We start from the raw sequence: 26,393 nt of genomic DNA on the forward strand, positions 1-26,393 counted from the left end.
TCAAATCTCATATAGATAAGTTTATGAACAAAAATGACAAAGCGTTCAAAGAACGTATGGACGAAATCAAAACATGGATGGAGACACATCCACAAGAGTATTCGCAATTTGCGGAAAAAATGAGCCAAGAAGGGATTGGAGGAATATTAAAATTGGGAGAGGTTGCTCTTTCATCTTCGTCAAAGTTCAAGAAAGAAGTGGAGAAAATGATGGAAAGCGACTCGTTTGATAGCATTTCTCTTTTGGAGAGTCTTTCGATGTCCGACTTTGCTGCCGATTATTTCAGTGAAAAGAGTGATGACAGAATGGCTATGGCTGCCTGGATTAAGTATGGTGAGTCACCTGAACTGATTCTTGACGAGTTGGATAATGCAGTTGTACAACAGGAAAAGCAGAAATATAGAGAGATGCTATCCAACTTGGGTAGAATGCTTTTCGGCAGATTCTTCTATCGGAAAGAGCAACCAAACCGCGAATTCTACTATCAAAGACACCAGGCTCCGAGCAATAGCCCCTTTCTGGCATTACTTGCTTCCCACGATGAAGACCTCATAAAACGAATTGGAGAATGGGGTATTTATGGGGGTTATAGCGGAATGAACATAGCGCACTAGTATATCGCTCTTGTAGAAGCAGGAGAGATAAGCACCAAGTTACCATTAACGAAATTCTTGGATGCCATGAAAGAAACTTATCCTAAGCATCCCACTATTGGTGTACGTCAACTACAGAAAAGCGTATGCTACCTGCAAAACCTATCGCCCAACAAGAAACAGTATGGCAAGGATGAACTTGAACACCGCTATGCAATAGACCTGATAAAGTCGGAAGTCATTCTTGTAAACACCTAATCGGTAGCGTGAAATAGATTCGTTTCTATTCGTTTGCTTCGTTTTGAGGTTCGCGAACTAAACGAACTCTTATTTCTTTTTATTTCAATGGATTGCACTTTATATTTGCGTCATCGTTCCATGTCGGAGCGATGGCGTTTTCTGTTTCAGTCCGTCTGCAGAAACGTTCTTACAAAGACGGTATTGATTGTTATGGACAAATTATTCAATATTCTCAGTGACGGTAAAGCCCATGTGAAAGTGGAAATGAGTGCGGAAGACCTGAAAGCGTTTTCAGACGAGCTTATCCACCGTGCAAAGGATGAACTTGGCTTAATGGTTGAAGAAGCCCGGAAAGAACGGATGCTTTCCAAAACGGAAGTCAAGGAATTGTTCGGTGTGTGTGATGCTACACTTTGGCATTGGGCGAACAAGGGCATATTAAAACCTATAAAGACGGGCAATAAAGTGCTCTACCCAGAATATGAAGTACGAAAGGCTCTCGGACAGCGCAACGTAAAACTCTGAACTTATGGACAACAATATTTCTTTCCCTCTTGGCGTATTTCCGCAATCCATACTCCACATAGTGGAATCACTACAGCGGTATGAAGGCTACCAAGTGGATTTCACAGCCGCAGCATTTCTGACCGTATTTGCCGCTGCGATGGGCAATACATGGTCGGCACGGTTCATGACCGGATGGGTAAGCCGTCCGATAATTTACATGGTACTGGTCGGTCCGCCGAGTTGTGGAAAGACACCGTCACTCCGGTAGGCCGTATTTCCGTTATTGAAGTTGGACGAGGAATATGACCGTATCTATGTCCGTGAAATGAAAGAGTATCGCAAATGGGAACGGCTTACACCTAAACAGCGTAAACAACAGTCTCTGCCTGATGAAATGCCAATACCACTACGCAAATCACACGTGGTGGTCAATTCCACTATTGAAGCACTTATATCCGCCATGCGTGATAATCCCCGTGGAGTACTTATTTACAATGACGAGATTGACAGCCTGCTTTCCAACTTCAACCGTTACAACGGTTCGGACGAAAGCTATTTTCTAAGTCTGTTCAGCGGTACACCTTTCAAATACACCCGAAAGTCGAATAATGAGTACATTTTTCTGTCGCATCCCTACTGCTCAATCATCGGTTCTACTCAGCCCGGTATGCTCTCCACGCTGTTTGGTGGAAAACGCTCATTGAACGGCTTTTCTTCACGCTTTTTGAAAGTTTATCCAAACATATCCTCCATGCCGTCTTGGAATGAGGCTCCTATGCCGGAAGAAGTATTGATGGAATGGGAACGTATCATTCGCAAGGTGGATAGCTTTCAGCCTCCTTTGGGACAAGAGGGAAAAGTAAGTTCCTTTGAACTTCCATTTTCATCGTCAGCAAAACATCTGCTGATAAACTGGAAGAATGAAGTGAACAGTCGTATCTACTGCGAATCGGAAAGCGAAAATGAGAAAGCCCTGTGCGGTAAGTTAGAAACCTACCTTATCCGCTTTTGTCTGGTTGTTCAAGTCATGCGAGGTATATGTGGAGAAGCCGAAATGAATGAGATTGATGAAGAAAGTGCTATTCGTGCTATCCGGCTGACAGAATACTTCCGTGCCATGGAAAGTCGTATCACTCCAGAAATGGAAGTTGGAGTGTTGGATTTGCGTCATACCGAATTGCTTTCCCTCTTGCCACAATCATTCACAACCTCTGAAGCCGTTGCCATTGGTAAGAAACTTGGACTATCTGAATCCACTGTTAAAAGATTCCTGCGCGAAGGCGCACGTGAATTTATCCGTAAAGAAGCGCATGGGCATTATTGTAAATCGTAAAAAGTTAATGATACTTTGACATTTTTGATACGATGACACTACTTGATATTAATAATAATAACGATGCTTGATACTATGCCTTGGGGAATTTTAGAATTGGGACTCCATTTTACAAATAGTTTTTCAACATCGCTTCAATTAGTTCTTTGCACTCCTGCCGTACCCATTCAGGAGAAAGTATCTCTATCTCTGGACCATGCGAAAGAATCTCTTGAAAAAAGTCGTAGGTAGGATACAGGCGATAAGTAAAAATGGAATAATCCGAATGTCGTTCTGTTTCCTCCTGTGATACATGTAAGGGAAGCAAACGCAGGTATTTCCGCTTGTTGTTTTGGTCTGTTACCTTGATACGTATGGTCTCCACATCCAGCTCCTCGGGTATCACTATGATGCCGTAGCAGTTGCTGAAATAAGTTTCTGCATCAAAGCTGTCAGGGAAAATGAACGTCTCCTCTGTTTTCTCCAATTTCAGGATACGGTCAAGGGCGTAGATTTGGATATGGTCTTTTTGGAAATTACGGGCCACCATATACCACCGTTGCTTGAACACCTTGACGCAGTAAGGTTCTGCCATGACCGTAATCGGACAGTCGTGCTGGAAGCCCTGATAGGTCAGGCGGAGCATCTTGTTTTCCTGCATGGCCTCAATGATGCGCATCAGCGATTCATTTCCTGATGGAATGCGTTCGAATAGGATTCTTTGTTTCAGTTTGCGACTTTCCTGAATGCAGTTGTTTACGGCAAACGAACTGAGCAACCAACTCTTGATCGTGTCATTCCGTAAAATTTCCGCATCATATAGTTTGTATTTATAATCATCAGAAGCATCACACTGAATGTCAAGGTCGAAAGTTTCCTCTATTGCATGGCGATAATCATCGAAGGTACGCTTGGCAAGGGGAGTCCCTTCATCGTTCAATATGCTACGCTTCCATTCCTTCGCTAAATCCTTGTAAGAAATACCGCCGGTTGTGTATAGCTTGTTCACAATCCAGAGGTACTTTTTAAATCTGTCTTTTACCATCTTTATCAAAGTTTATCCCATATCTTTCGTCCATCTATGACTCTGTAGTGGATAGTTCCCAAATTCCTGTTGCTTTCGCTTTTCTTCCGCTTCTTCCTCGACCATGTGCCGTTCCCGTTGCTCGCAATCTTCGTGGCTATATTCCAGCGTTACGCTCACATTGAAATCATCCATGTGCAATAAGTCAGGAATTGAGTAAGGCAGATGGGTGCATACGGCATGTACGGCATAGCATACGCAAATGTCTTTGAATGCCTCGTGGTGCAGATACCCATCTGCCCAAGTGGTGTCGTCATCCATCATGTGGGCATTCGCCTCCAAGGCATTTTCTTCACCGAAATATAACGGACTAAAACCGTTTATCAGATTGGTATCCTTGGGTATCCTCTCTATTAAGTCAGATATAAGATGCAGCATATAGCCGAAGTCGGAACCGTAATACTCATCGTTTGCCATTTTTATCACGGCATCCTCGTCTCCCCATGTAAAGGTTAGTCTCTTTTCGAGGTTGTATGCCATGGTGTCCTGTTCCCGGTAAGGTGTATGATAAAACATCTTTATCATGTTCCGTTCCTGCCGATTAGCTTCTTGGGTTAACCGAAACAGTTTGTCGTTCTGATACCTGAACCGCTCCATCTCGTCCGATGTATGTAGCATCATTTCGTTCAGAATCATGCTGCGAGTAGAAACAAGAGATTCCAGTTCATCGGCTTCTTTTTCACTGAAAAGTTTGAAGAACCAATGCCTTTCTTCATTGCCGGCAATTTCTTTGATTGTGCGCTCCACCGCCAGCAATGCCTGTCGTTTTTCCTTTGTGCTGATACCGTCACGTATATAGTTGCATAATTCTCCTACGTCTGAATTCTCTTTCAAAGAATCCTTTAACATATCTTCAAAAGTCCTCATAAACCGGTTGTTTTAATAAATGAATATTCCGTATAAAATTTACATACTGATTTTATCCCGCTATCCCTCCCTCATTTTTCCGCTTTTTATAGTCGGCACATGGTAATGCACCATAATTGAGAACATTCTTGTCCTGATTTGCCCTTTGCAACCTATACGCCGTGCTGAATTTGCCGCTTGCATTTACGTCTTTCCATTCCAATGCATACGATTGTTTTCCTTTCGGAAGATTTGGTTGTACCGCCACTATATTACCGGAAAAACTACCTGCGTTACCTTAACGCAAATCGGTGTTCCAGTTCAAGCCTTGTATCTTTACATTCAGCTCCCTTAATTGACGGGCATAACCGTCTGTTTCTTTTTGCAGTTCGGACACGTTCACCTGTCGGATATACTTTAGCTCGTTTCTTCCAAAGCGGGTATCGTTCTCCGTAACGTGTTTCAACAATTCTCGCATCAATGCCACACGTATGGAAAGCACATCTTTCCGTGCCATCATGCGGGTAAGGCTCTCGCCTTCGCATAGTGTGTGCATATTGGTATCGTTAATCCGATAAATCAGCCCTTCCAGTTGCGCAAGCATCCCGTCCAGTTCGTTGAACAGTTCTTCCATATTCTCGGCAGGTTCATCACCCTCTTGTACTTTTGCACTATTTTTCATCCGAAGTTTCAGTAGGCTTACCCGTTTCTGTAAGTCGGCCTGCAGGCTGAGTGCTTCTGCAAGTTTCATATCCGTTCTTGTTTTAAGTTTACGAAGGCAAAGGTAGTAGAGGGAAAGTGCGCGAAAAACCTGCGTAGCTATGGCTTTTTTCAGATAAATGAGATATTTAATTTAGGCAGTTATATGCTAACCTATTGTATATAACTGCCTAAATTAGTTTCATACTGTATATGCATGAACTTCATTCACTTCTCTAGTTCTTTCCATATTTTCTTATAGACAATCTGGATCATTAAACCAAACGGTCCGGCAGGCCTTGTCCGAATACTTTTGCATTTCGGACAAGGTTGCGGCGTAGAGAACGCAGTTGCCATATATTCAACGTCTATTGCGAGAAAAAAGTGGCCGCAGTTGGTACATTTAAATAGTGTCTTACCTCTTATCATTACTTTATTTCCCTTTTTGGAATCCAATAACAACCGCAGCAATAAGGCTTGCGACAGCCAATCCGGCTTCTACAAGTTTACTCTTAGTTTTTTTCTCTTTCTTTTTAGTTTCAATACTCATAACATTCGTTTTTTAATGGCTATACTTTATATTTCATTGTATTCAACATATTCTCCAGATTTCTTCCACTGATCAATCTTTTGCTTGTATTGTTCCAGCTTTTTCACTTTCTGCTGTAAACTTTCAATCTCCTTATTTCGCTCATCCATTGTTTTGCATAACTCGATGTATGATGGGGCAAAGTTTTTATAATAAAGGTCTTCGGAGCCGAATAAGTTGAAAATGTCAGCCATACAATCGTTGACAGCCTTTTCCAATGCAGCCTTTAATTTTTCCAACTTCTTCTTATCTTTATGCTGTTTGTACCAGCCATATACTTCGAACGCAAATCCTAAACCAGCTCCTATCCATCCTGCCCATTTAGTGATACTCTTGCCTAAGTTGATTGCCCCCCATGGCTTAAATTTGTAACTGCTGGCGATAATATCACGAACGGCTTTTACCTGTTCTCCTGTTACAGTCAGGTTCTTCAGTCCATTTATACCAAACTTAACCGCTTCATTGAGCATTTCGTTTTGCATAGAATAACTGTTCTCCAATTTTACAACCGCAGTATTGACAGCTATTGCATTTGTATCACAGCACTGTTCTATGAGAGAGTTTATTTTCTCTTGAAAGACATAAAACGTAATTTTTCCGCCCTGTTCTCCCAAATAATTTGAAATAACTTCTCCTATAGTTTCCAAAGAAGCACTTTTGATTTCTCGCAAGGCATCGTTTTTCACTTCGTTTAATGCAGCTATAAGGTCACTTTTTGACAAAGAAAGTTCTTTCTTTAACTGCTTTTGATCTTCAGCAAGATCCTCGGCTGACTCCTTTATCTTGGAAAGAGCTTTATTTACTGGTTGGGTAGTTCCATCAATGGCTTTTCCTAAACCATCTACCACATCCTTAACAGATGTTTCATACGTTGAGGATGAAAGCGAGTCTGCATCGGTTTTGTCAACGACAGCGTTGATACAATTTCTCAAATCCTTTATGTGCGAACGTTCGTAATAGCTATCCATTTTGGAGAACCAATGTGCTAGTCCTTTGCCTTTGGGATCGGCAGCAATGCAAACGATATGCAAACGTTTCTCTTCATCTGGAGTCAAGTTAATTGTGCTGCGAAGTCGCGAGATGAGATTTGCTTTTTTAATCTCACAACCTCTGCTAAAATCATCGGTGTCTAACAAATCATAGCCTGCTTCATCCATTTTGTTGATTGCAAAGATGGTATTATCCAACTTATGATAATTGCGCATAATGCGGCTGATTATCTCCACATGGCTATCTTTTAATGGCACTACAGCATCACATACATATATAATAATTTGAGCTTCAGAAATGTATCGTTCGGTTATTTGGGAGAACTTGACATCTTTCCCATTTATCTCTTTCTCCTTTGTTCCAAAAAGTCCCGGAGTATCCACAATCTTAAAGCCTTTCTTTAAATCCTTTGGACGGTAAACAGTCAGTTCATCCGATGACTCATCGTTGTCAATTTTCATGTTATCCTCCAAACGGCCTAACAGCCCAGCAATTGCACTCGTTTTACCATCTGAGAAACTACCTAACAATACAATACTAATTTCACCATCGTTTACGTTGCTTATGATGCTGTTGATCTTGTCAATGTAGGTTTGCAATTCCGGGATGTTGCCAAGTCCAGACTCCAGCAAACGTTTTAACGATGTAAGTTTGCTGACACGCTTACTCAGTATATTAAATTCTTCCATATCCATTGTCTTTTAATCGTTTCACAAAAGCTTCTATTCCCTCATTAAAGCAGTCTATAGATTCATTCAGCATTTCTATGTTATTCAGTTCCCTCCTTGCTGAAGATTTAAGTTTTTTCTTTTCGTTCTCAATGCTTCTTAAAACAGGAGATAGTACTTTCTCTAAATTCTGTTTTGCTTTTCCCTTGGCTCTGCTGACTGCATCAGAAACGCTATTCTTTGCATTAGCTTTCCCTCCATCGCCACTGGCTGCATGAGCTATTCCTCCTATAGCAGCACCAACTACGGCACCTATTACAGTTCCTACACCTGGAATTATAGAACCGATAGCGGCACCTGCAGTAGCCGTTCCCGCTGTTTTGGTTACCCATCCTAATATATCATCTAAATCAATATCCAATTCAGACAGAGCTTCAGTGAAATCAATTTCCGCATCAAGGTCAACATTAGCATAAAAATTGATGGATGCCAAGCGAATACCATCAAGTTCTTTAATTTTTCGATTTGCGTTATTGTTCGCCCGTGAAAGTTCATCGCGAACAATATCTATAATACGACTTTCAAGTTCTTCCAATAAGCATTCTTGTATGCGCTCGACACGTTCCTTAATATCCTTTTCCTTATTATCTATAAGCTCAAAAACCTTAGCTTTTAAACTACCATATATACTATCTATTACATTCTTTGACTTATTTAAGATATTCCTATAAGCAGAATCAAGATAGTTGTTGCAAACCTCTCGTTCAACAATTTTCAAATTGTCACCTAATCTCTTCAAACCCTCCTTTTGTACTTTCATAGAAATAGAAATCTGAGTGGAAATCTTACCAGCTAGTGATGTCAATTTCTGCTTGTTGGCCTCCAAAATCTCTGAATGGAAGTTGGAGGCTTTTTGTTCTACAAGATTGATTAAAGTTTGAAACTGGCTGAATTGTAGAATTCGATCAGCACTCCCGAAATATCCAAGCAACTTTTGTTGAGTTTTAATCAAGTCTTCACGCTGTTCAGAAAAAACAGCCTTAGCACACATTGCCAAAAGAGCCTGCAACGTGATATGTCCGGCATATACATCACCCAATATTCTTTTAAACTCTATCTGGATCAGGTTTTCTGTCTTTAGGATACCTTCTGTCAAAAGTGCTTCACGCTCTTCCTCTTCATCGTAATTGCCAGCTCCACCACGCACATTATAAATAGAATATACCTTTACCCAGTCACCAAGATAATTCTTTATTTTCCTTGCAGTAGCTTCATCAGGCTTTTTATTGTGCCCTTGCACATAGAATACGCAATGAGCCTTGTGGAGCGCAACTTGAATGACATCTTTAAATTCCTCCTCATTACCTTCTATGCCAGGCACATCTATTAAGGTGAACTGGTGACCGCCAATAGACAATTTGTATTCCTCATAAGTTTTAGTGAAATCATGCCTGCCATCTCCGACAATCAATCCGTCTCCTCCCGGTCTATTTAAATCAAACAAAATACGAAAAGTTTCTATAATAGTACTTTTACCGGCATTGGTTTCTCCAAAAAATGCGATTACAAGATTATCCCAAACTGTATTATTTAACGCTTTAGACAGTTCCTTACCTGCTATTTCAACTTGTTCATTCAGTCTTTCTATAATATTTCGTTTAATGGTATTGAAAGAGGAATTTACTCCTTTCAGTTCCGAAACATCTTGTTGGGCATCACGGATTATATACAACAATTCATTATATAAGTTCTCAATACCTTTTTGAGTATTATCTGAGGTTTTGCTTTCCGTGTTTTGGGTTTGTTTAAAGTCACTATTTGTTGCATTGTTACAGTTTGATGTGGCGCGCTTTTCCAGTTTCTCTTGAATTGAATAAACAATGCTATCTACATCATGAGCACGTTTAGTAAGTTCTTTCTTTAACATCATAATCCCAAATTTTTCTTGAATCACTTCAATGAGTCTTTTCCAATCAATATGGTAATTTGAACCCAAGCATTCATGATAAATTCCTTCCCCATTCTCAATATGAGAATCATCGGTAATATCCAGCAGTATATTGACTTGGTCACCTGCTTCCCCCATTTCTATCTCTTCAAGAGTCCCTTCCAATAGAATGCCTTGAACTATTCCAGGCCTACCCCACCCAACTCTAACAGAATCATCCACATATACAGTACCAGTTGCAATTAACCCACTAACTACAGCCCTCCCATCATCTGTAGTAGACACATCATCAATAGTCATATAAAATGGAAGTTCCCTATAAGGGCAATCTTGAACCGACGGGCTTCTAAAACACTCGGCTATCGCCAACCAAATTTCCAACTTAGTCATTCTAAAATGTTATTGTAACAATTACTAAAAACTAATATCAATCACAATGCCGGCGCATGACTTCCCTTATTGCTTCCTTTCGGATGATAAGGACACGTTCCCCCTACCATCACTTGAATGGACGGAAACTGCTTGCCGCAATATTTACAAGTGTATTTTGTCATTTCGCTACCCTCATAGAGTTTGTGATACCCTTTATTACTGCCGTCAGGGTGGCGTAGACAGGTGCCTGTCGCAAACAATCTGACATTAGGGAACTTGTGACCGCAATACTCACAATAAAAATTCTTTTGTTCCATAACTTTTTGTTTTAAGATAAATATTAATCTGCCTATAATGTTCTATTGATAAATGCCTGCATCGCTTCATGCCAATAATCTGATGCAAAGCCTGCAGAGGGGTGTGTAATAGGCAGTACTTGCACGACATGGCCACTTGCTGTTTCATATGCCCATGTCTCGATATCGTCATTATCAGACAAAGTTAGGTCGGGAAGCTGGTAGCCTTTGCAGGGAAGGTGATTGTAAAGACGTTTGCCCCATACGATAATGTAGTCGGGGTGGTAGGTGTCAAACACTTCAAAGAAGGCCGTTTCGGATATGGCGAACTCTTCTTCGGTGGGGGCAATTCGGGCGGCTGGCAAGGGGACTTGCACATAATTGTAGAAAAGGACTGAATGCCAAAACGCTTTTTTCTCGTCAAAGGAGAGTGGCTTTCCCATCAAGGCATTGCCAAACTTTGTAAAGGTGTTCTTGTAGCTTTCATGCTCGCTGTTTGCATCAAGCAAATCTGTCATAACCCGGTTGGTGATTTGCGGTACGGCTTCTTCGGGGGAAAGGCAATAATGACTTTCGCCCAGCACCAGTATGCGTCTTTCGTTCCATCCGATCTGATAACGATCGCCTACCCAAGGCAAAAACTTCACGTGTTTCATATTTATAAGGTCTATATCTGTCCACGGCAACAAAAAAGAAAAAGGAGCACGTGCTCACTCTTCTCTTATTTATCTGGTTGGGTTCTGGAAAAACCGCGGAGTCTAAATAAGTTAAAGTCAGTCCATGCCCCTTGTCGGGGTACAGAACATGCTTTGACCAAATCATTATAGACTCCTATGTTTAAATTTTCCAGATTCAACCAGGTCTAATAATTCGTCAGTACAAGTTTTGCAATATGTGTAGAACTATTTCTGTTTCGTTGTTGTACTTCCTTTTTGTTTTTTCTTTACACAAAGAAAGCCATTTTCCTTGAAATCAGCAAATAAAATCCTACATTTTGTATCATGGACTGTTTGTTTCTGTCATTTTATCGCTGCAAAAATAGAGAAAAGGTACGCGAAAAGTCTGCGCAGGTAGTAAAAATAGATACTCTCACGTTCAGTAAAAATGTTAAAAAGGAATCAGGTTATAAAGTTAGCTGAGCATTTCGGGGTTGATGTTAATAAGATACTTGTTCTTTGGTTGGCTGATAAGGTTATCGATGTTTTTGAAGGCAAAGAAGTATTTGGACTTGAAGCTTTGGAAACCGTAAAATGTAGGTATAAAGATATTTAGGCCTTTGGTTTAGATAAACGATTTATGGGTAATGAATCTTTGTTTAGCGAGTGCAAAAGACTTATATATCAAAGTTGCTTTAACTGAGGTATTTTGTGGCCGTAGTAACCTCATATCATGTAGCTACGGATAGTCTAAAATGGTTCGTTCTTCAAAGAACAAACTTTTTCGCCTTGCGAAACAGCGATTCATTGCTCCGCTGCTCCGGCAGTCGGCAAGTCACTTTTGAAACCGCAAAACGAATTTTGTGGTGACAAAAGTACAACTTGCTAGGCAAATCCTGTAAGCCTGAATCATATTCTGAAAGGCTGTTTTTAGACTGGTTTATTGGGTAGAAACAAAGGTTACATTAACCGAGGTACTCATTTCCTCCATAATCATTAACTTAGGTTCAGCAGATTGCTGATTATTACATCTTGATTGATTGTGGAATATTGGTTACTTATATTGAGTTTGCTACAAACCGAGATACAATACCGGGAAGTTTTTTAAAGCCGGCATACGTAGGTTTGAAAGTTGTATGAACAGAGATAGAAAGGCATTTTGGATAGCGGTGAGCAAGAATAATAAAGATTGCACAAAAGTTCAATAAGTTCAAAATGTCATCGTGTCATTTGATATTTTGATAATTGTATGAATGCAAAAATGGGGCGAGAGGATAGTTGCTTTGAGTAGTGGCAATATAGACAAGAGGGAAATGAGTACTATCTGAAAAAGTAATGTAAGGAATGAAGATTTAAGACACTGTCCAAAATTTTGTGTAAATAGAAACAGGATTCAGTTGTAAGTTTCTTCTTATATCTGGATTCTGTTTTCAAAAATAAGCATAAATTGGTTCATAATCAATCCCCAGTTTGAAATAGGCATTGTCCATTTCTTTTCAATTTCCATAAGCGAAAGATATACGGTCTTTTTTACGGCATCGTCCGAAGGGAATGACAGCTTTGATTTTGTGTACTTTCTGATTTTTCCGTTCAGGTTTTCAATGAGATTAGTTGTATAGATTATTTTTCTGATTTCCAGCGGGAACTGGAAGAAAATAGTCAGATCATCCCAGTTGTTTCTCCATGAAAGTATGGCATATGGATACTTTCCTCCCCATTTCTTTTCCAAGTTGTCAAGTTCTGCGGCAGCAACTTCCTTATTGGGCGCAATGTAGATATTCTTCATATTCGCCGTAAACTCTTTCTTATCCTTATAAACGACATATTTACAGGAGTTTCTGATCTGATGTACCACACAGATCTGAGTGGATGACTGGGGGAATACGGTGCGGATGGTATCCGTAAATCCATTCAGATTGTCGGTACAGGTAATCAGTATATCCTGTACTCCACGGGCTTTTAAATCGGTCAGGACGCCCATCCAGAAAGAAGAACTTTCCGATTTGCCGACCCACATGCCAAGAACTTCCTTCAAGCCGTTCTGTTTCAGTCCGACACAAAGATAAACGGTCTTGTTTATGATCTTGCCGTTATCCCGTACCTTGAAGACAATACCGTCCATCCAGACAATGAGGTAAGCAGGATCAAGGGGGCGGTTCTGCCACTCCTGGGCCGCCTGATTGACTTTGTTGGTAATGATGGAAATGGCAGATGTAGAGAGCTCTATTTCATAAATCTCACGCATCTCTTCTTCTATATCAGAAACGCTCATTCCTTTGGCATATAGGGAGATAACAAGCTTTTCTATAGAAAGTCCACGGCTTTCATGTTTGGGCACTGCTATCGGTTCAAATTGGCCGTTACGGTCACGTGGAATGAAAATGGCAGACTCTCCATGTTCGGTCTGGATTTTCTTCGGATAGCTGCCGTTGCGTGAATTACCACTGTTATTACCGGCCACTGAGTTCTTTTCATAGCCCAGATGGGCATCCATTTCGCCTTCAAGCATCTTCTCAAGCACCTGGGCATGCAACTGTTTCAGAAACTTGCTCACATCGGCTTCTGTCTTGAACTGGCTAAGGAACTCCTTGCTTAACACCTCATCGGGCACTACTTGATTCTTTTCTTTCATAATCTTCTTCATTTTGCAAATCTATAAAATAAAAAATACGAGACTCTAAATTGAATCCCGTATTTCCATTTACACAATATATTTTATAGTGCCTCATATACAAGTATGTATCATTGATAAAACTTTTATTGGGGAAAGTAATTTTAAGGTGATATATCCTTCCGTATATTGTGATGATTATACGATTTAGTAGTTGGTTATAATCTTAAGTGTAGTAAGGAATGTTTCCCTTTAAATACTCTTATGCTATTGAGGTTAAAACGGATCTATACAATATGTTTCTAATTTTAAGGGTAATTATGTTAGGTACGCTATGTAGTATTAACCGCAAATTTTGCGGCTTATTATCCGCATGAAATAGTAAAATCAATATTTATCAGCATTTTAGATATGACTTATGATTTCCATTCACCATGCAGATAACCATTGACTTTTCAGATTGTAACAGTCTGCTTATTATATACTCACGTAATTGTTGTGCCGGATAAGTATTAATCTGAAAGGCAAGCGCAAATATCATTTCCAGGTTATAGACTACCTGATACCCCTCTTTTAACGGAATATGTTGTTCTGCGGTGAATGGTTGCAAAATCTCAAGTTTATATATTCTTTTTTTCGCTGCTCGTAAGGTCGGTGCAACCACATTGAACAAGCCGACAAGTTCGGCTTCGTCCATACGAATCTTATCAGGATGGACAGCAGGAATACAATTCTGCCGTCCTCCATATGGATAATTTCTCTTTTCATAAGCTACAGACAATTTGAAAGTACATCCCTTACATTATTCATATCTTTCAGAATGGAACTGTCGAGTACCCTTGCATAGTGCTGCGTCATCTTGATATTGGAGTGACCGAGCATTTTGGCTACATTCTCAATGCTTACCCCATTGGCCAAACAGACAGATGTGGCGTATGAGTGACGGGCGGTGTGGGTAGTCAGGTTCTTCTTTATCAGACACAGGTCGGCAATCTCTTTCAGATAGCTGTTCATCTTCTGATTGCAGGGGACAGGCAGCAATACTCCTTTCTTTTTGCAGGCCGGATAATCTGCATATTTTCTCAGGATTTCCAAAGGAATATCCAGTAGCGGAATGTTACACATGTTCTTTGTTTTCTGACGTGGCTTCCTGATCCACAGGTTTCCGTTGTTATCTTTTACGATGTGCCCTGGGGAAAGTTGTTGCACGTCGATGAAAGCTAATCCGGTAAAGGCGGCGAAAATAAAAACATCACGGACTACGGCGATTCGCTCCAGAGAAAACTCCTTGTGGTAGATAGTCAGCAGTTCGTCCATGGTAAGAAACTCACGGATTACTTCTTTTTCGTGGAACTTGATACCGATAAACGGGTCTTTGGCTATCCATTCATTAGCCAGTGCCAGATTGGTAATCTTCTTCAGACATTTCATATAACGGATGACGGTATTCTGCTGACATTCCTTTTCCGTCTTCAAATAAAATTCAAAGGCACGTACCAGCTCACCGTTGACTTCCGCCAGCGGCAGATCATCCTTTCCGTATTTCTGTCTGATAAGTTCGGCAAGATAGCGCTTGCAGCTTTCATAACGGCGAACGGTAATCAGGGCATAGTCTTTACCGACCAGGGCACGGCATTGGTCATTGTGTTCCTGCATGGTGCCGATGAGGGTGCGGACCACTTCCGGTTCTTTGTCCTGTCCGAAAAATATTTCCTGTAACAGACGTGCCGTTATAGGCTGGTTCTGTTCTTCCAGCTCACAAAAAATCTGATGTAATTTGATTCTCGCATTTTCGATATAGGCATTCAGATCACATGACTTGCGGCTTTTGCCTCTGGCGGATTCCTTAGCCTGACTCCAGAGAGACGGGTCAATGCTTTTGCGGATGTTGTTTTCAACTCGCGTACCATCTACAGTGATACGCATACAAACGGATGCTTCTCCGTTTTTCAGCAGCTTGGTCTTCTTCAAGAAGAAAAGCACATTGAATGAACTTCTTTTCATTTTCCTACAGTTTTTAGTTTGGACAAAAGTAGGAAACCGACCACGTTTTCTTGACACGCAAAATATTGCAAATCAGCGAGAAAGACTCTAATTCGGTGGAGATTTTTGCTTCACCTTTTATCTCCACCTTTTGCTCCACCTCGAACGGTAATATTTTGCCGTTTTTTGCGTGCCTGGGGAAAACAAAAAATCCCGATTCGGAAAGAATCAGGATTTTGAGTGGTGCCACCAGGAATCGAACCGGGGACACAAGGATTTTCAGTCCTTTGCTCTACCAACTGAGCTATGGCACCAATTTGTTATTGCAAAGAGTGTTTCTCGTTTGCGGTTGCAAAGGTACGCAAAGTTTTTGAAACTGCAAATTATTTATGGAAAAAATGTAAAATAAAATGCAACTTCTGTAGGAATTATATAAAAAATCCCGCTATTCCGTAAAGGAACAGCAGGATTTACAATATGTTTGTATTGGATTATTCTGCTTTCAGCGGATTCCATCCCTGAGCTTTCAGCTCCAGTTCGTTACCGTCGCGAGTAACCAATGCACAACCCAGTTCGGGCTTTGTAATATGACCGATGACTTTCACTCCTTCTATTTGTGAAACTCTTTCGTGATCGGTCAGAGGGACTGTAAACAGAAGTTCGTAGTCTTCACCACCATTCAGCGCGCAGGTTGTCAGGTTCATGTTGAACTCTTCTGCCATGACTGCCGTCTGGTAGTCGATAGGAATACGATCTTCGTATACACGGCAACCGGTCTTGCTTTGCGAACAGATATGCATCAGTTCCGAAGAAAGACCGTCGGAAATATCCATCATGGCTGTTGGTTGGATGCCGGCTTTGGCCAATCGTTCGATGATGTCACGGCGTGCTTCCGGTTTTAAGAAACGTTCCAGCAAATATTCTTTGCCAGCAAAATCGGGTTGCACATCCTTTTCTCCCTGAAAGACCGCTTTCTCACGTTCCATCAGCTGAAGTCCCATATAAGCAGCCCCCAAGTCACCACTTACACAAATCAAGTCAGTATCTTTGGCTCCGTTGCGGTAAACCACCTTATCCTTGTCGGCTTCACCGATGCAAGTGATAGAAATAGCAAGACCCGTAACCGAAGAGGTTGTGTCGCCACCCACGATATCTACATGATGCAGCTGGCAAGCCAGTTTCACCCCGTCGTAAAAATCTTCCAGATCTTCGATGCAGAAACGTTTGGATACCGCCAGCGATACAGTAATCTGCTTAGGGGTACCGTTCATGGCATAGATATCCGAGAAATTCACCATTGCCGATTTATATCCCAAATGCTTCAGTGGAGTATAAACCAAATCGAAGTGTACACCTTCCATCAACAGGTCGGTTGTGACCAGCACCTGCTTTCCGGCAAAGTCGAGCACGGCAGCGTCATCGCCTACGCCGTACTTGCTTTCCTCATTCTGTAATTTAATATCCTCGGTGAGATGCTTGATCAGTCCGAACTCACCGAGAGTTGATATTTCAGTTCTATTTCCTTCGTGCATAGTTTTTTTACGCTCTGTTAATAAGTTCTCTCATGATGGTAGTCATGCGCGGCTGTGCTTCGTCGGCAGCCTTCTGTACCTCTTCGTGTGAAACCTCGACAATCTTGCCTTCCACGCCCAGGTCGGTAATGACTGATACGCCGAATACCTTGATGCCACAATGATTGGCTACGATTACTTCGGGCACGGTGGACATACCTACTGCGTCGGCTCCTAAAATACGGAACATCTTATATTCCGACGGAGTTTCGAAAGTCGGTCCCTGTGTGCCGATGTATACACCCTGCTGCACTTTAATACCCTTTTCTTTCGCAATTTCGAGTGCTTTTGCAATCAGCTCCTTCGAATAAGCCTCGCTCATATCCGGGAAGCGAGGTCCGTAGTCGATGTTCTTTCCACGCAGCGGATGTTCGGGGAAGAAGTTGATATGATCGGTAATGATCATCAGGTCGCCGATTTCGAAATTCGGGTTTGTACCTCCCGCAGCATTCGATACGAACAAAGTCTTGATGCCCAGTTCACGCATGACACGTACGGGGAAAGTTACTTCCTTCATCGAATAACCTTCGTAAAAGTGGAAACGTCCCTGCATGGCCATGATATCCTTGTTGCCCAGCTTGCCGAAAATCAGCTTACCGCTGTGACCTTCTACTGTCGATACCGGGAAGTTAGGAATTTCGGAATAGTTTATTTCATATTTATCGGTAATTTCGTGTACCAAACTGCCCAGACCTGTGCCTAAAATGATGGCCGTTTCGGGATGAGTGTGCATTTTAGCTTTTAAAAAAGCTGCTGTTTCTTGAATTTTTTCTAACATACTCGATTATATTTTGGTTAAATAAATGTTCTTCTTCGTTCAAAAAAGCTACCTCTACCGGCAGCACATATATATAAGGTTTCAGCGCTTCATCCAGTAGCGGATGGGTGATAAGCCGTGCCGCATCCTTTTCGGTGGTAACGATAAAGCGCTTACCTTCGGGAAGTTTCTTGAAGGCTTCCATTATCAGTTTCATATCCGTCGCATCAAAGTCGTGATGGTCGGGAAAAGTCGACGGGGTAATGAACTGCGTGTAATCCGACAGCTTGTCGATGATAGCTGCGGGCGAAGCAATGCCTGTTACCAGCAGGATATGTTCATCCTTTCGGATTTCTTCTAACCTTTTTTCCGGTTCTGCCGAAAAGAGAGGTTGCAGCCTACCATACGCCAGCGTAGTAAAATAGAGCTGCTGGCAGGGCAGGGGAGCAATTGCATTTCGCAGAGCCTCTTGTTCCGCTTCACTCAGTTGTGCCGGACATTTGCTCACGATGATGATGTCGGCGCGTTTCTTGCCACTTTCCGGTTCCCGCAATCGTCCTGCCGGCAACATCCGGTCGAGATGAATCGGGCGATTGTAGTCTATCAGCAGGATTGTCAGTCCCGGCTTCACGTAGCGATGTTGGAAAGCATCGTCCAGTACGATGACCCGTACTCCGGGAGCCGTATGACCGTCCGTCAGTTGACTGATGCCGTGACAGCGGTTGCGGTCTACAGCCACATAAATATCCGGAAATTTATGTGCCATCTGGTAAGGCTCGTCGCCTATCGCTTCGGCAGTCGTTTCGGGAGTTGCCAGCACAAATCCTTCAGATTTCCGTTTGTATCCACGGCTCAAAACTGCTACCTGATAGTCTTTCCGCAACAGCCGGATAAGGTATTCCGTATGAGGAGTCTTTCCAGTTCCACCCACACTGATATTGCCTACGCAGATGACAGGTATCGGAAAGGACTGTGAATGAAGAATACCTCTGTCGAACATCCAGTTGCGTATACTTACCACCAGCCGGTAAAGGCAAGCCAGCGGCAGCAGTCCGTAGTAGATTTTTATTTTTCTTTTAGGTTTCATCAGGCACCGGCGCTTTATTTGATAACCAGATCAAACGGCATACGAGCCTGTAAACGGTCGGCATCCTTGAGATTCTTCAGGAAACGAAGCCCGCTGTAATATTCACCGAAGTTATTCTGCATACGGCTGTTGATGTAACGTTCCGGAGTTGTGTTAAGCAGAGAAGTAAAGAAATCCTCTTTTTCCGGATAGTTTACCACGGTATAGCGGTCTATTTTGGCACGCGAAACCGCTGCATCTACAGCCTTATCCAGTCCTCCCAGTTCGTCGACCAGTTTCAGATCCTTTGCCATTTCTCCGGTCCATACACGTCCTTCGGCTATCTTTTTGATATCCTCAATATCCATTTTTCTGCCGTCGGCACAACGTTTCGTAAAGAGTTCATATCCTTTGTTGACCATATTCTGCATCAGTGTTCTTTCCTCTTCGTTGAACGGACGGGTTAAAATACCCAAGTCTGCCAGCTCATTGGTTTTAACAACGTCAAAATTCAGTCCTAACTTGTCTTTCAGTAATCCTTCCGCATTGGGAACCAGACCGAAGATTCCGATAGAGCCAGTCAGAGTTGTCGGCTCGGCTACAATCCAGTCGGCAGCACAAGATATATAGTAACCGCCCGAAGCGGCATAGTCACCCATGGACACAACAACCGGTTTTTCCTGTTTCAGCAGCGAAACCTCACGCCATATCTGTTCGGAACCGTAGGCACTTCCTCCCGGAGAGTTAACACGCAGCACAACTGCCTTCACGCTTTCATCTTCGCGTAACTTACGCAAATCCTTTATGACCTTTTCGGAGTTGATGCCTTCTCCGTCGTTTGACTCACTTCCGTCTATTTCACCATAAGCATAATACACGGCAACGATGTTACCACTTTTATCTTTCGGTACATTCCGTTTTACGTTTATCATATCTTCCAGCGAAAGCGTATTCAGCTTATCATCTTCCTTACAGTCAGTCAACTGTTTCAGATAGGCCAGCACTTCGTCCTTATACATCAGTGTATCAGCCAGACCGGTACTGAGATAGAGCTCTGCCGGCTGAAGGTCCATGTTGCGACTGGCGAGAGCATTCAGAGAATCGGCAGGAATCTTTCTGGATTCGGAAACCTCGTTCAGAATCTGTTGCCAGATAGAGCCGATAAAAGCCTGTGTCTGCTCGCGGTTTGCCGGACTCATTTCCGTAGCAATGTAAGGTTCCACAGCCGATTTATATGTTCCTACACGGAAAACCTGCATTTCCACGCCCACCTTGTCGAGCAGACCTTTCAGGAACATGGTCTGTGCAGCCAGACCGTGCCAGCCGATGCTTCCCGAAGGATTGGCTATGACCTTGTCGGCAACACTTGCGATGTAGTAAGTTCCTTGTGAATAGGTTCCGGCATAAGCCACGATAAACTTGCCGCTTTTCTTGAAGTCCACCAGCGCGTTTCGTATCGCCTGCATGGAGGCTGTCTGGCAGGCAAAAGCACCAGCATCAATGTAGATTCCCTTTATTTTGTCATTTTCCTTTGCTTTGCGGATGGAAGTCAGAATGTCATCCAGTCCGTAAGTCGTATAGTCTTCTCCCAAGAACTGCATGAGCGGATTCTCCTGGTAGCGTTCTATGACACTGCCTTTCAGTTCGAGAACAAATACCGAACGGTCTTTTACCACGGTTTCCGTTCCGGAAGAAGAAGCAACTATTCCGGCAAGACTGATGATTCCCAGAATTGTAAAGACTACTCCCGTCAGGATCAGACCGCAGACGGTAGCAAAGGTGTATTTCAGAAACTCTTTCATTGTGTGATGCTTTTTAGAAATTTATCAAATAACAAAGTTAGTCTTTTTCATGGAATAACCAAAAGCAAACGATTTTTTTCCTGACGCTGGGAGAAGGAGTTGAAAGATATTAGGCAGGATGCGGGCATGTGTGAAATAAGCTTCAGCATGTTTAGAGAAAAACGTCTCGATGTTTTTTTATTTTTTGTACAAAAACAAAAAAAGTTTGTACAAAAATAATGGAGATTTTACGGTCTTTCTTTTTTGTGTCGGCAAGTCTTTTGTGGAATGTCGGCAATTATGTATATTGTTGCTTTAGTCTCTTGTTATTAAATTGCTTATTTATGAAGATAAAATAATATACCGCGATGGTGGATAAGAAGTTATTAACGAAGTTAGTGAAGAAGTTGTGGCTGATTTTTTCTGTTGCAACACAGATTCTTTGCAAACATCATCCGTCGTACAATAAAATTCTGTAAATTTAGGCTTTAAGGAAATGGTAGTAATATGAAATGCTCTTATTTTTCAATAGATTATATTTTCCCCATATATTCACGTTAGATAATGACCGATAAACCATGAAACAAGTATATAGATCAAAAGTAGATAGTTGGTTGCTGATTCTCATTCTGGTAGCCTTGGGTATACCGTTGACACTTATCGTTGTGAACGAGTTTTCTGTTGTGGAATTCAGTATTATTTTGTTTATGCTTATTTTTACCTTGTTACTTCTTTTCGGTATAAAATACACGATAGAAGGAAAGGTCTTGCGGGTACATTATGCTTTTTTCTATAGCGAGCGCATTAATATTGACGAGATAACAGAAATTGCCAATACCCATACGCTCCTATCGGCTCCTGCGGCATCCTTAGACAGAGTCAAGATAACGTATGGCAAAAAGTATGTTATACTATCTCCGAAAGATAAGCAGATGTTTGTGAAACAGCTTTGCGATATGTCTGCAAATCAGATTTGTGTGAATATATAGCTGCCTTATTTTTGCTATAAATGTGAAATAAGAGTGAATCTGTTCAGGACATTGCTTTTCCGCAAGTGCCCTGAACAGATTTATTGTTATTCGGTTTTAATGTTGTTTACCGGATTCTCTCGCACAGCTTTCCGGCTGATCAAGAATACCGAACCCAGTGAGATAAGGGTGATGACGGCAAAAGCTGTTGGCGGAACCCACCAAGGGAAGCTACTGTCGTAGGCTACAATCTTGTCGATGGTGTGTATGCCGAATATCATAAGTGGTACGGCTATTATCAGGCTGATGAGCAACGATGAGAATGAGAATTTCATCAGTTGCAGCATTTCGTTGCGGCTGCTGGAGCCGAAGGTCTTGCGAATGGCAATATCACGCTTGCGCTGAGCGATGAAATAGATACTCATGGCAGTCAGTCCTAACAATGAGATGACCAGTGCGGCACAAGTGAAAATACCAATCAGCTTGTTCATGCTGATGATATCGCTGTACTGTTCGACAATCTGGTCTTTGTACCAGCTTGAACTGAACGGCGCTCCTTTGGTTATGGTGCTGTATAACTCGTTGATTTGCTTGCCATAGGCAGCCGGATTTCCGTCTTGTACTTCCACCAGAATAGTCCACGGATAAATTTTGTCGGCGGGGAGTATTTGCAGCCGTAAGGGGTGCTGCTCACTCATGACCGAACGGATGTGAAAATCTCTGAACAATCCGGCAATGGAGAAACTACGTCCCCGCTCGTCGCTTACATAGTCGGTTGCACCTCCGAGGTCTTTGGAGGCCGATTCACTGATAAACCAGTTGTTCTTGTCGAATGACATTTTGTGGTCTTCGTAGATTTGTATCCGGAACATGTCGATAAAGGCTGAGTCTACTTTAAATGTCTGAAAACTCATGTCCTTGGGAGCCCCTTGAACCATAACCACCATCGTATGATTATTCCCTCCGTCTATCGGAGTTCCTTGGGTAAAACTTACCCGTTTCACAAAAGGTAGTTTTTGTACTTCATTGCGGAAAGTGAGCAGAGTTTCCTGTTCTGCTGCTGGAGTAAGGCAGAGAATGTTTCCGTAGGTGTAGCCTAATGGTTCGTCCAGTATGCGGTAAATTTGTACACTTAAGTAAATGGCACAACTCAACATGGCGATGGTCAGTCCGTCTTGTACAATGTTCAGCACACGCAAATATACAGTTTTGGTTTTCCGGCGGAAGTGTCCTTTTACAACGTCCAGTGGATTATAATTAGACAGGATGGTAGCCGGTACAAAGCCGGAGATGAATGACAGCACGACGATAAGCAGCAGGTAAGCCAGACAGGTCACAAAAGACAAGTCGCCCGTCAGGTCGAGCTTTACGCCCAGCAGGTCCATGGCAACCGGTTCGGCGGCTTTTGCCAGCAGAAATCCCAGTATGAAGGCGATAACGGTCATAATGGACGATTCGCCTATCATGCGCCAGAATATGTCGGAACGGGAAGAACCGAGCAACTTGCGGGTTGCCATTTCCTTGGCGCGGTAGGTGGTTTGTGCAATGCTCATGTTGACATAGTTGAAGATGGCCATGAACAAGATGATAATTCCGATGATAAAGAAAAGTACGACCATGCGGAAGCTGTACTGGTTGACTTCTGTAGAACCGGAAGGCGTTTCTGTGTGGAAGTAAAACTGATTGTATGGCACGAACTGTACTTCCTTGAACATTCCTCGGTTATAGATCCACCAGCAATCTTTCAGATAGGAGAGAATGTCGTTTGCCTTCGTATTCAGATCGGCGCCTTTTGCGGTGCGGAAGAATACAAGTGCGCTGGTGGCATTGCCCATCATACCATCTGTCAGGCTGATTGTTGAGTTCAGTTCGCTGATGTTTTCGTAAGGGATAACAGCTTCTGTCGATTCTTTGAGCAAAGAGTTTTCGATGTTTTCCATAATACCGGTTACGGTGAACTTCTGGTTGCTGTTTCCTTTCGCATCCGGCATGTCCAATTCCAGTACTTTTCCCAAGGCAGGTTCATTGCCGAACAGACGATTGGCGCACGAACGGCTGAGAACGATGCTATGGTCGTCTACCAGTACTTGTGCCGGATTCCCTTCTGCCAGCTTATAACTGAAGAACTGAAAAAAGTTCTTGCGGACAACGAGTGTCTGAATCTGGGTCGGGTTTTCGTTGATGCGGGTCTGTATTCCGAAATTTCCGGTGTAAGCACACCAGTCTTCTATTTCAGGATAACGGCTTTGCAACTTTTCTCCCAGCAGATAATGTCCGGCTGCTGTATTTTCGCTTGCAAATACACAGATACGGTCGGTATCTTTTAAATTTTTGTCTACCGATAGTTGGCGGGTTACCATGTCGGCTATTAGCAGAACAAACATCAGTGAGATACTTAGTCCTGCGATATTGACAACCGTAAACAGCTTGTTACGGTGCAGAAAAGTGAAGTAAGTTTTTAGTCCTTTCATATAATTAATTTGTTTTTATTATTCGGTTTTGATGCTGTTTGCCGGGTTCTCGCGAGCATTTTTCCAACTCTGTACAGTGATGGTAAGCATGGTAATGAGCGTAACCAGCAGGAATGACAGTATGAATATCCACGGGCTGACAGGAGTCTTTTCTGCGAATCCTTGCAGCCAGTGCTGTCCGATCCACCATCCGAACGGTGCTGCCACGATGAAGCATCCGGTAAGTATAAGTATATATCTCCGGTTGAACATGTACAGAATCTGTGTGGTCGAGCTTCCCATAATCTTTCTGATTCCGATTTCCTTTCTTCGGTACTCGCTTTCGAACATGGTGAGTCCGAACACTCCTGTCAGGCTGATGGCAATGGCAATGAGTGAGAAGAGCAGGATCTGCTTGGTGAAGCGCAATTCGTTCCGGTAGTTGGCATCGAGTACTTCATCCATGAACCGGAAATTGAAGTCGTGTCCGGGGGTAAACTTTTCCATCGTTTTCTGGAGTGACTGGATAATCGCAATCTTATCTACTCCTGCCGATACACGAACATTGATGGCTTGCTGCCATTGATGACCTATTTTCTCAAAGTTTTTTCCATAAATGAAAAAGGCCATAGGCTGCGTGTTGTCATCGTTACGGAAGCTGCTGTATTTGATGTTCTCACAAAATCCTACGATTAAATGATTGTCTGGAGCGGTCTGGTCGACTTTCATCCAGGGATATTTTTTGCGTGCCGCTTCGTTGAAGATATAGACATCTCCGTCGCCCGGCTTGAAGTTTCGTCCTTCTGTTACATGGATTCCCATTACATCCAGAAAATGATAATCAACAGGCATTACATCAAATTGTACAACTGTATTGTTGTAATCCATGGCCCAGTTCATGTAGTTGTCGGCAGAGCTTAGAATGAACATTGAAAAAGCTACTCCTTTTACCCCGGGAATACGGGACAGGTCGTTTACTACGGCATCATTCTGTGCCTGAGTTTCCGTTGTCATGTTTCCTGTGATGATGACCTCTTTATCATATCCATAGTTGGATGTCCGGATATAGCGGCTCTGCATATACATGATTCCTACTCCGATTATGAGCATGTAGGCAACAAAGAACTGGATACATACCAGAGCTGTACGCAAGGTACGTCCTTTAGGAGAAAGACCAAAAGAGCCTTTTAGTGCCAGTGCCGGTGCAAACGATGTAACATAATAGGAGGGATATATGCCGGCTAAGAATCCCATGAGCAGACTCAGGCAGAAAGTAATGGTGAGCAGTATCGGATGTTCCAAAGGCTGTAGTCCGGCACTTACCAGGTCTTGCAGACCGGAATCTTTCAATAGCAGTACCTCTATCAGAGAAAGTATGAAAGCAATGGTACTGATAAGTACGGATTCTGCTATCAGGCTGAGGCGAAGTGAACGGGTTGTTGCTCCCAATACTTTCTGGGTATTGATGCTCTTGATGCGCATCGGGGTTTCTGCCAGCGAGAAATTCATGAAATTGATAGTCGCTATTACTACAATCAGGAAAGAAATACATATCAACAGGTAAACTGTAGTACGGCTGCTTGCACTTTTGTTTGCTATGGTAGAAAAATGAACGTCCGCCAATGGTGATAAATGAACTATAGAGGAGGAAATGCTGTCACTCCCTTCTGATGCATATTCGGGATTATTCTTCTTGACAATTCCCTCAATAAGCGTTTCTATTTCGGGTGCCGAATCCGGATGATCCAAACGTATGTAACAAGTGTAATTCCAGTTGTTCCACCTGTCTTTATTTTCTTTGGGATCGTTGGGCATCATGATCCAGTTTCTTATCTGTGCGTTTTCTGGAAAGTCTTTGTATACCCCTCCGATAGTCCATTCATTATTGCTGGACCGTTTGTCTTTGAAAATGCTTTGTCCAACCGCATCTACTGTTCCGAAAAAACGTTTTGCCATTGATTCTGAAATGAGAATTGTTTTGGGCTGGTTCAGTGCATTGGCAGAACCATTTATCATTTTGGGCTGGAACGTTTCCAGAAAATTGCCAAAGCCGCAACAAGTCGTTTCGTTGAATACATTTCCGTTTACTTCATAGTCGGCTTGCGCCATAAATGCATTGGTTATGGATATTGACTTTACGTGTGGTGAACAAGTCTGTATCAGTTCACATAACGGACGGGGCATCCACAACTGCCAGTCGGAGTTTGGTGTGGGTTTGACTTCCACTCGGAAAATCTTTTCGTAGTCTTTATATCCTTTATTGAAATTATAGTCATAGTCCACCTGTGTCATGATGACAAAGAAGGATGCAAAGGCTATGCTTAGCCCTAAGATGTTCAGTATGCTTGCAGTAAAGAAGCGTCTGAACGTATGCGAAAAGTTACGGACAAGTGTTTTCATGGGAAA

At 42.4% G+C, this 26,393-nt stretch carries 23 protein-coding genes and 1 tRNA gene; 6 read left to right on the forward strand and 18 right to left on the reverse strand.

Translation table 11 applies throughout. The features are described from left to right. The first annotated feature begins 23 nt into the window (after window positions 1-23). From WKT12_RS02435 to WKT12_RS02455, 5 genes are all read left to right on the forward strand, one after another. Window positions 24-614: a DUF6043 family protein gene (locus tag WKT12_RS02435; protein WP_340318688.1), complete on the forward strand. Its 591-nt coding sequence runs from the start codon at window positions 24-26 to the stop codon at window positions 612-614. Window positions 615-617: 3 nt separating this feature from the next. After that, window positions 618-851: a DUF6043 family protein gene (locus WKT12_RS02440; protein ID WP_340318757.1), complete on the forward strand. Its 234-nt coding sequence runs from the start codon at window positions 618-620 to the stop codon at window positions 849-851. Between the two features lie 192 nt (window positions 852-1,043). After that, window positions 1,044-1,358 carry a helix-turn-helix domain-containing protein gene (locus WKT12_RS02445; protein ID WP_340318689.1) on the forward strand — a complete coding sequence of 105 codons (315 nt, stop codon included), beginning with the start codon at window positions 1,044-1,046 and terminating at the stop codon, window positions 1,356-1,358. A gap of 61 nt (window positions 1,359-1,419) precedes the next feature. After that, on the forward strand, window positions 1,420-1,608 hold the full coding sequence (locus tag WKT12_RS02450; RefSeq protein ID WP_340318690.1) for a hypothetical protein: 189 nt from the start codon (window positions 1,420-1,422) through the stop codon (window positions 1,606-1,608). A 21-nt stretch (window positions 1,609-1,629) separates the two neighbouring features. After that, a complete protein-coding gene (locus WKT12_RS02455) occupies window positions 1,630-2,673 on the forward strand; it encodes a DUF3987 domain-containing protein (protein WP_340318691.1) in 1,044 nt (347 codons plus the stop codon). 109 nt (window positions 2,674-2,782) lie between these two features. Here WKT12_RS02455 and WKT12_RS02460 read toward each other — a convergent pair whose 3' ends face one another. From WKT12_RS02460 to sppA, 16 genes are all read right to left on the reverse strand, one after another. Beyond that, window positions 2,783-3,697 (reverse strand): helix-turn-helix transcriptional regulator, encoded by a 915-nt coding sequence (locus tag WKT12_RS02460; protein WP_340318692.1) that lies wholly within the window; start codon window positions 3,695-3,697, stop codon window positions 2,783-2,785. 12 nt (window positions 3,698-3,709) lie between these two features. Then, window positions 3,710-4,603 carry a hypothetical protein gene (locus WKT12_RS02465; protein WP_340318693.1) on the reverse strand — a complete coding sequence of 298 codons (894 nt, stop codon included), beginning with the start codon at window positions 4,601-4,603 and terminating at the stop codon, window positions 3,710-3,712. Between the two features lie 52 nt (window positions 4,604-4,655). After that, a complete protein-coding gene (locus WKT12_RS02470) occupies window positions 4,656-4,850 on the reverse strand; it encodes a hypothetical protein (RefSeq protein WP_340318694.1) in 195 nt (64 codons plus the stop codon). 30 nt (window positions 4,851-4,880) lie between these two features. Continuing rightward, window positions 4,881-5,333 carry a DIP1984 family protein gene (locus WKT12_RS02475; protein ID WP_340318695.1) on the reverse strand — a complete coding sequence of 151 codons (453 nt, stop codon included), beginning with the start codon at window positions 5,331-5,333 and terminating at the stop codon, window positions 4,881-4,883. A gap of 524 nt (window positions 5,334-5,857) precedes the next feature. Continuing rightward, entirely contained in the window at window positions 5,858-7,549 is a 1,692-nt protein-coding gene (locus WKT12_RS02480) for a LeoA/HP0731 family dynamin-like GTPase (RefSeq protein ID WP_340318696.1), read from the reverse strand. Then, on the reverse strand, window positions 7,536-9,866 hold the full coding sequence (locus WKT12_RS02485; RefSeq protein ID WP_340318697.1) for a GTPase: 2,331 nt from the start codon (window positions 9,864-9,866) through the stop codon (window positions 7,536-7,538). Before WKT12_RS02485 ends, WKT12_RS02480 begins: the two co-directional genes overlap by 14 nt. A gap of 41 nt (window positions 9,867-9,907) precedes the next feature. Further along, window positions 9,908-10,165 (reverse strand): hypothetical protein, encoded by a 258-nt coding sequence (locus tag WKT12_RS02490; protein ID WP_340318698.1) that lies wholly within the window; start codon window positions 10,163-10,165, stop codon window positions 9,908-9,910. Between the two features lie 32 nt (window positions 10,166-10,197). Continuing rightward, complete coding sequence (locus tag WKT12_RS02495) at window positions 10,198-10,800, reverse strand: hypothetical protein (RefSeq protein WP_340318699.1); 603 nt, start codon at window positions 10,798-10,800, stop codon at window positions 10,198-10,200. A gap of 1,411 nt (window positions 10,801-12,211) precedes the next feature. Continuing rightward, window positions 12,212-13,432: an IS256 family transposase gene (locus WKT12_RS02500; RefSeq protein WP_445323112.1), complete on the reverse strand. Its 1,221-nt coding sequence runs from the start codon at window positions 13,430-13,432 to the stop codon at window positions 12,212-12,214. Between the two features lie 376 nt (window positions 13,433-13,808). After that, on the reverse strand, window positions 13,809-14,108 hold the full coding sequence (locus WKT12_RS02505; RefSeq protein WP_340318701.1) for a hypothetical protein: 300 nt from the start codon (window positions 14,106-14,108) through the stop codon (window positions 13,809-13,811). Between the two features lie 74 nt (window positions 14,109-14,182). Continuing rightward, entirely contained in the window at window positions 14,183-15,415 is a 1,233-nt protein-coding gene (locus tag WKT12_RS02510) for a site-specific integrase (protein WP_340318702.1), read from the reverse strand. A gap of 220 nt (window positions 15,416-15,635) precedes the next feature. After that, window positions 15,636-15,708, reverse strand: a tRNA-Phe gene (locus tag WKT12_RS02515). A gap of 177 nt (window positions 15,709-15,885) precedes the next feature. Continuing rightward, window positions 15,886-16,926 carry a thiamine-phosphate kinase gene (gene thiL, locus WKT12_RS02520; protein WP_340318703.1) on the reverse strand — a complete coding sequence of 347 codons (1,041 nt, stop codon included), beginning with the start codon at window positions 16,924-16,926 and terminating at the stop codon, window positions 15,886-15,888. A gap of 7 nt (window positions 16,927-16,933) precedes the next feature. Then, entirely contained in the window at window positions 16,934-17,743 is an 810-nt protein-coding gene (locus WKT12_RS02525; RefSeq protein WP_022231264.1) for a purine-nucleoside phosphorylase, read from the reverse strand. Continuing rightward, entirely contained in the window at window positions 17,700-18,809 is a 1,110-nt protein-coding gene (gene lpxK / locus WKT12_RS02530; protein ID WP_340318704.1) for a tetraacyldisaccharide 4'-kinase, read from the reverse strand. Before lpxK ends, WKT12_RS02525 begins: the two co-directional genes overlap by 44 nt. Before the next feature lie 14 nt (window positions 18,810-18,823). After that, window positions 18,824-20,590 carry a signal peptide peptidase SppA gene (gene sppA, locus WKT12_RS02535; protein ID WP_340318705.1) on the reverse strand — a complete coding sequence of 589 codons (1,767 nt, stop codon included), beginning with the start codon at window positions 20,588-20,590 and terminating at the stop codon, window positions 18,824-18,826. 557 nt (window positions 20,591-21,147) lie between these two features. On the opposite strand from sppA, the gene WKT12_RS02540 reads away from it, so the two are divergent. Further along, entirely contained in the window at window positions 21,148-21,558 is a 411-nt protein-coding gene (locus WKT12_RS02540; RefSeq protein WP_340318706.1) for a PH domain-containing protein, read from the forward strand. A gap of 86 nt (window positions 21,559-21,644) precedes the next feature. On the opposite strand, the gene WKT12_RS02545 is transcribed toward WKT12_RS02540, so the two are convergent. Both WKT12_RS02545 and WKT12_RS02550 read right to left on the reverse strand, forming a co-directional pair. After that, window positions 21,645-24,008 (reverse strand): ABC transporter permease, encoded by a 2,364-nt coding sequence (locus WKT12_RS02545; RefSeq protein WP_340318707.1) that lies wholly within the window; start codon window positions 24,006-24,008, stop codon window positions 21,645-21,647. Window positions 24,009-24,026: 18 nt separating this feature from the next. Beyond that, on the reverse strand, window positions 24,027-26,387 hold the full coding sequence (locus WKT12_RS02550; RefSeq protein ID WP_340318708.1) for an FtsX-like permease family protein: 2,361 nt from the start codon (window positions 26,385-26,387) through the stop codon (window positions 24,027-24,029). Window positions 26,388-26,393 lie beyond the last annotated feature (6 nt).

This window comes from Phocaeicola sp. HCN-6420, assembly GCF_037890145.1.
In the GTDB taxonomy this organism is placed as follows: Bacteria; Bacteroidota; Bacteroidia; order Bacteroidales; family Bacteroidaceae; genus Phocaeicola.

Excerpts from the sequence above, each read along its gene's own strand:
- WKT12_RS02435 (WP_340318688.1), top strand. The coding sequence starts at position 24 with ATGAACAAAAATGACAAAGCGTTCAAAGAACGTATGGACGAAATCAAA.
- WKT12_RS02445 (WP_340318689.1), top strand. The coding sequence starts at position 1,044 with ATGGACAAATTATTCAATATTCTCAGTGACGGTAAAGCCCATGTGAAA.
- WKT12_RS02460 (WP_340318692.1), bottom strand. The coding sequence starts at position 3,697 with ATGGTAAAAGACAGATTTAAAAAGTACCTCTGGATTGTGAACAAGCTA.
- WKT12_RS02465 (WP_340318693.1), bottom strand. The coding sequence starts at position 4,603 with ATGAGGACTTTTGAAGATATGTTAAAGGATTCTTTGAAAGAGAATTCA.
- WKT12_RS02475 (WP_340318695.1), bottom strand. The coding sequence starts at position 5,333 with ATGAAACTTGCAGAAGCACTCAGCCTGCAGGCCGACTTACAGAAACGG.
- WKT12_RS02480 (WP_340318696.1), bottom strand. The coding sequence starts at position 7,549 with ATGGAAGAATTTAATATACTGAGTAAGCGTGTCAGCAAACTTACATCG.
- WKT12_RS02485 (WP_340318697.1), bottom strand. The coding sequence starts at position 9,866 with ATGACTAAGTTGGAAATTTGGTTGGCGATAGCCGAGTGTTTTAGAAGC.
- WKT12_RS02490 (WP_340318698.1), bottom strand. The coding sequence starts at position 10,165 with ATGGAACAAAAGAATTTTTATTGTGAGTATTGCGGTCACAAGTTCCCT.
- WKT12_RS02495 (WP_340318699.1), bottom strand. The coding sequence starts at position 10,800 with ATGAAACACGTGAAGTTTTTGCCTTGGGTAGGCGATCGTTATCAGATC.
- WKT12_RS02500 (WP_445323112.1), bottom strand. The coding sequence starts at position 13,432 with ATGAAAGAAAAGAATCAAGTAGTGCCCGATGAGGTGTTAAGCAAGGAG.
- WKT12_RS02505 (WP_340318701.1), bottom strand. The coding sequence starts at position 14,108 with ATGGACGAAGCCGAACTTGTCGGCTTGTTCAATGTGGTTGCACCGACC.
- WKT12_RS02510 (WP_340318702.1), bottom strand. The coding sequence starts at position 15,415 with ATGAAAAGAAGTTCATTCAATGTGCTTTTCTTCTTGAAGAAGACCAAG.
- thiL (WP_340318703.1), bottom strand. The coding sequence starts at position 16,926 with ATGCACGAAGGAAATAGAACTGAAATATCAACTCTCGGTGAGTTCGGA.
- WKT12_RS02525 (WP_022231264.1), bottom strand. The coding sequence starts at position 17,743 with ATGTTAGAAAAAATTCAAGAAACAGCAGCTTTTTTAAAAGCTAAAATG.
- lpxK (WP_340318704.1), bottom strand. The coding sequence starts at position 18,809 with ATGAAACCTAAAAGAAAAATAAAAATCTACTACGGACTGCTGCCGCTG.
- sppA (WP_340318705.1), bottom strand. The coding sequence starts at position 20,590 with ATGAAAGAGTTTCTGAAATACACCTTTGCTACCGTCTGCGGTCTGATC.
- WKT12_RS02540 (WP_340318706.1), top strand. The coding sequence starts at position 21,148 with ATGAAACAAGTATATAGATCAAAAGTAGATAGTTGGTTGCTGATTCTC.
- WKT12_RS02545 (WP_340318707.1), bottom strand. The coding sequence starts at position 24,008 with ATGAAAGGACTAAAAACTTACTTCACTTTTCTGCACCGTAACAAGCTG.
- WKT12_RS02550 (WP_340318708.1), bottom strand. The coding sequence starts at position 26,387 with ATGAAAACACTTGTCCGTAACTTTTCGCATACGTTCAGACGCTTCTTT.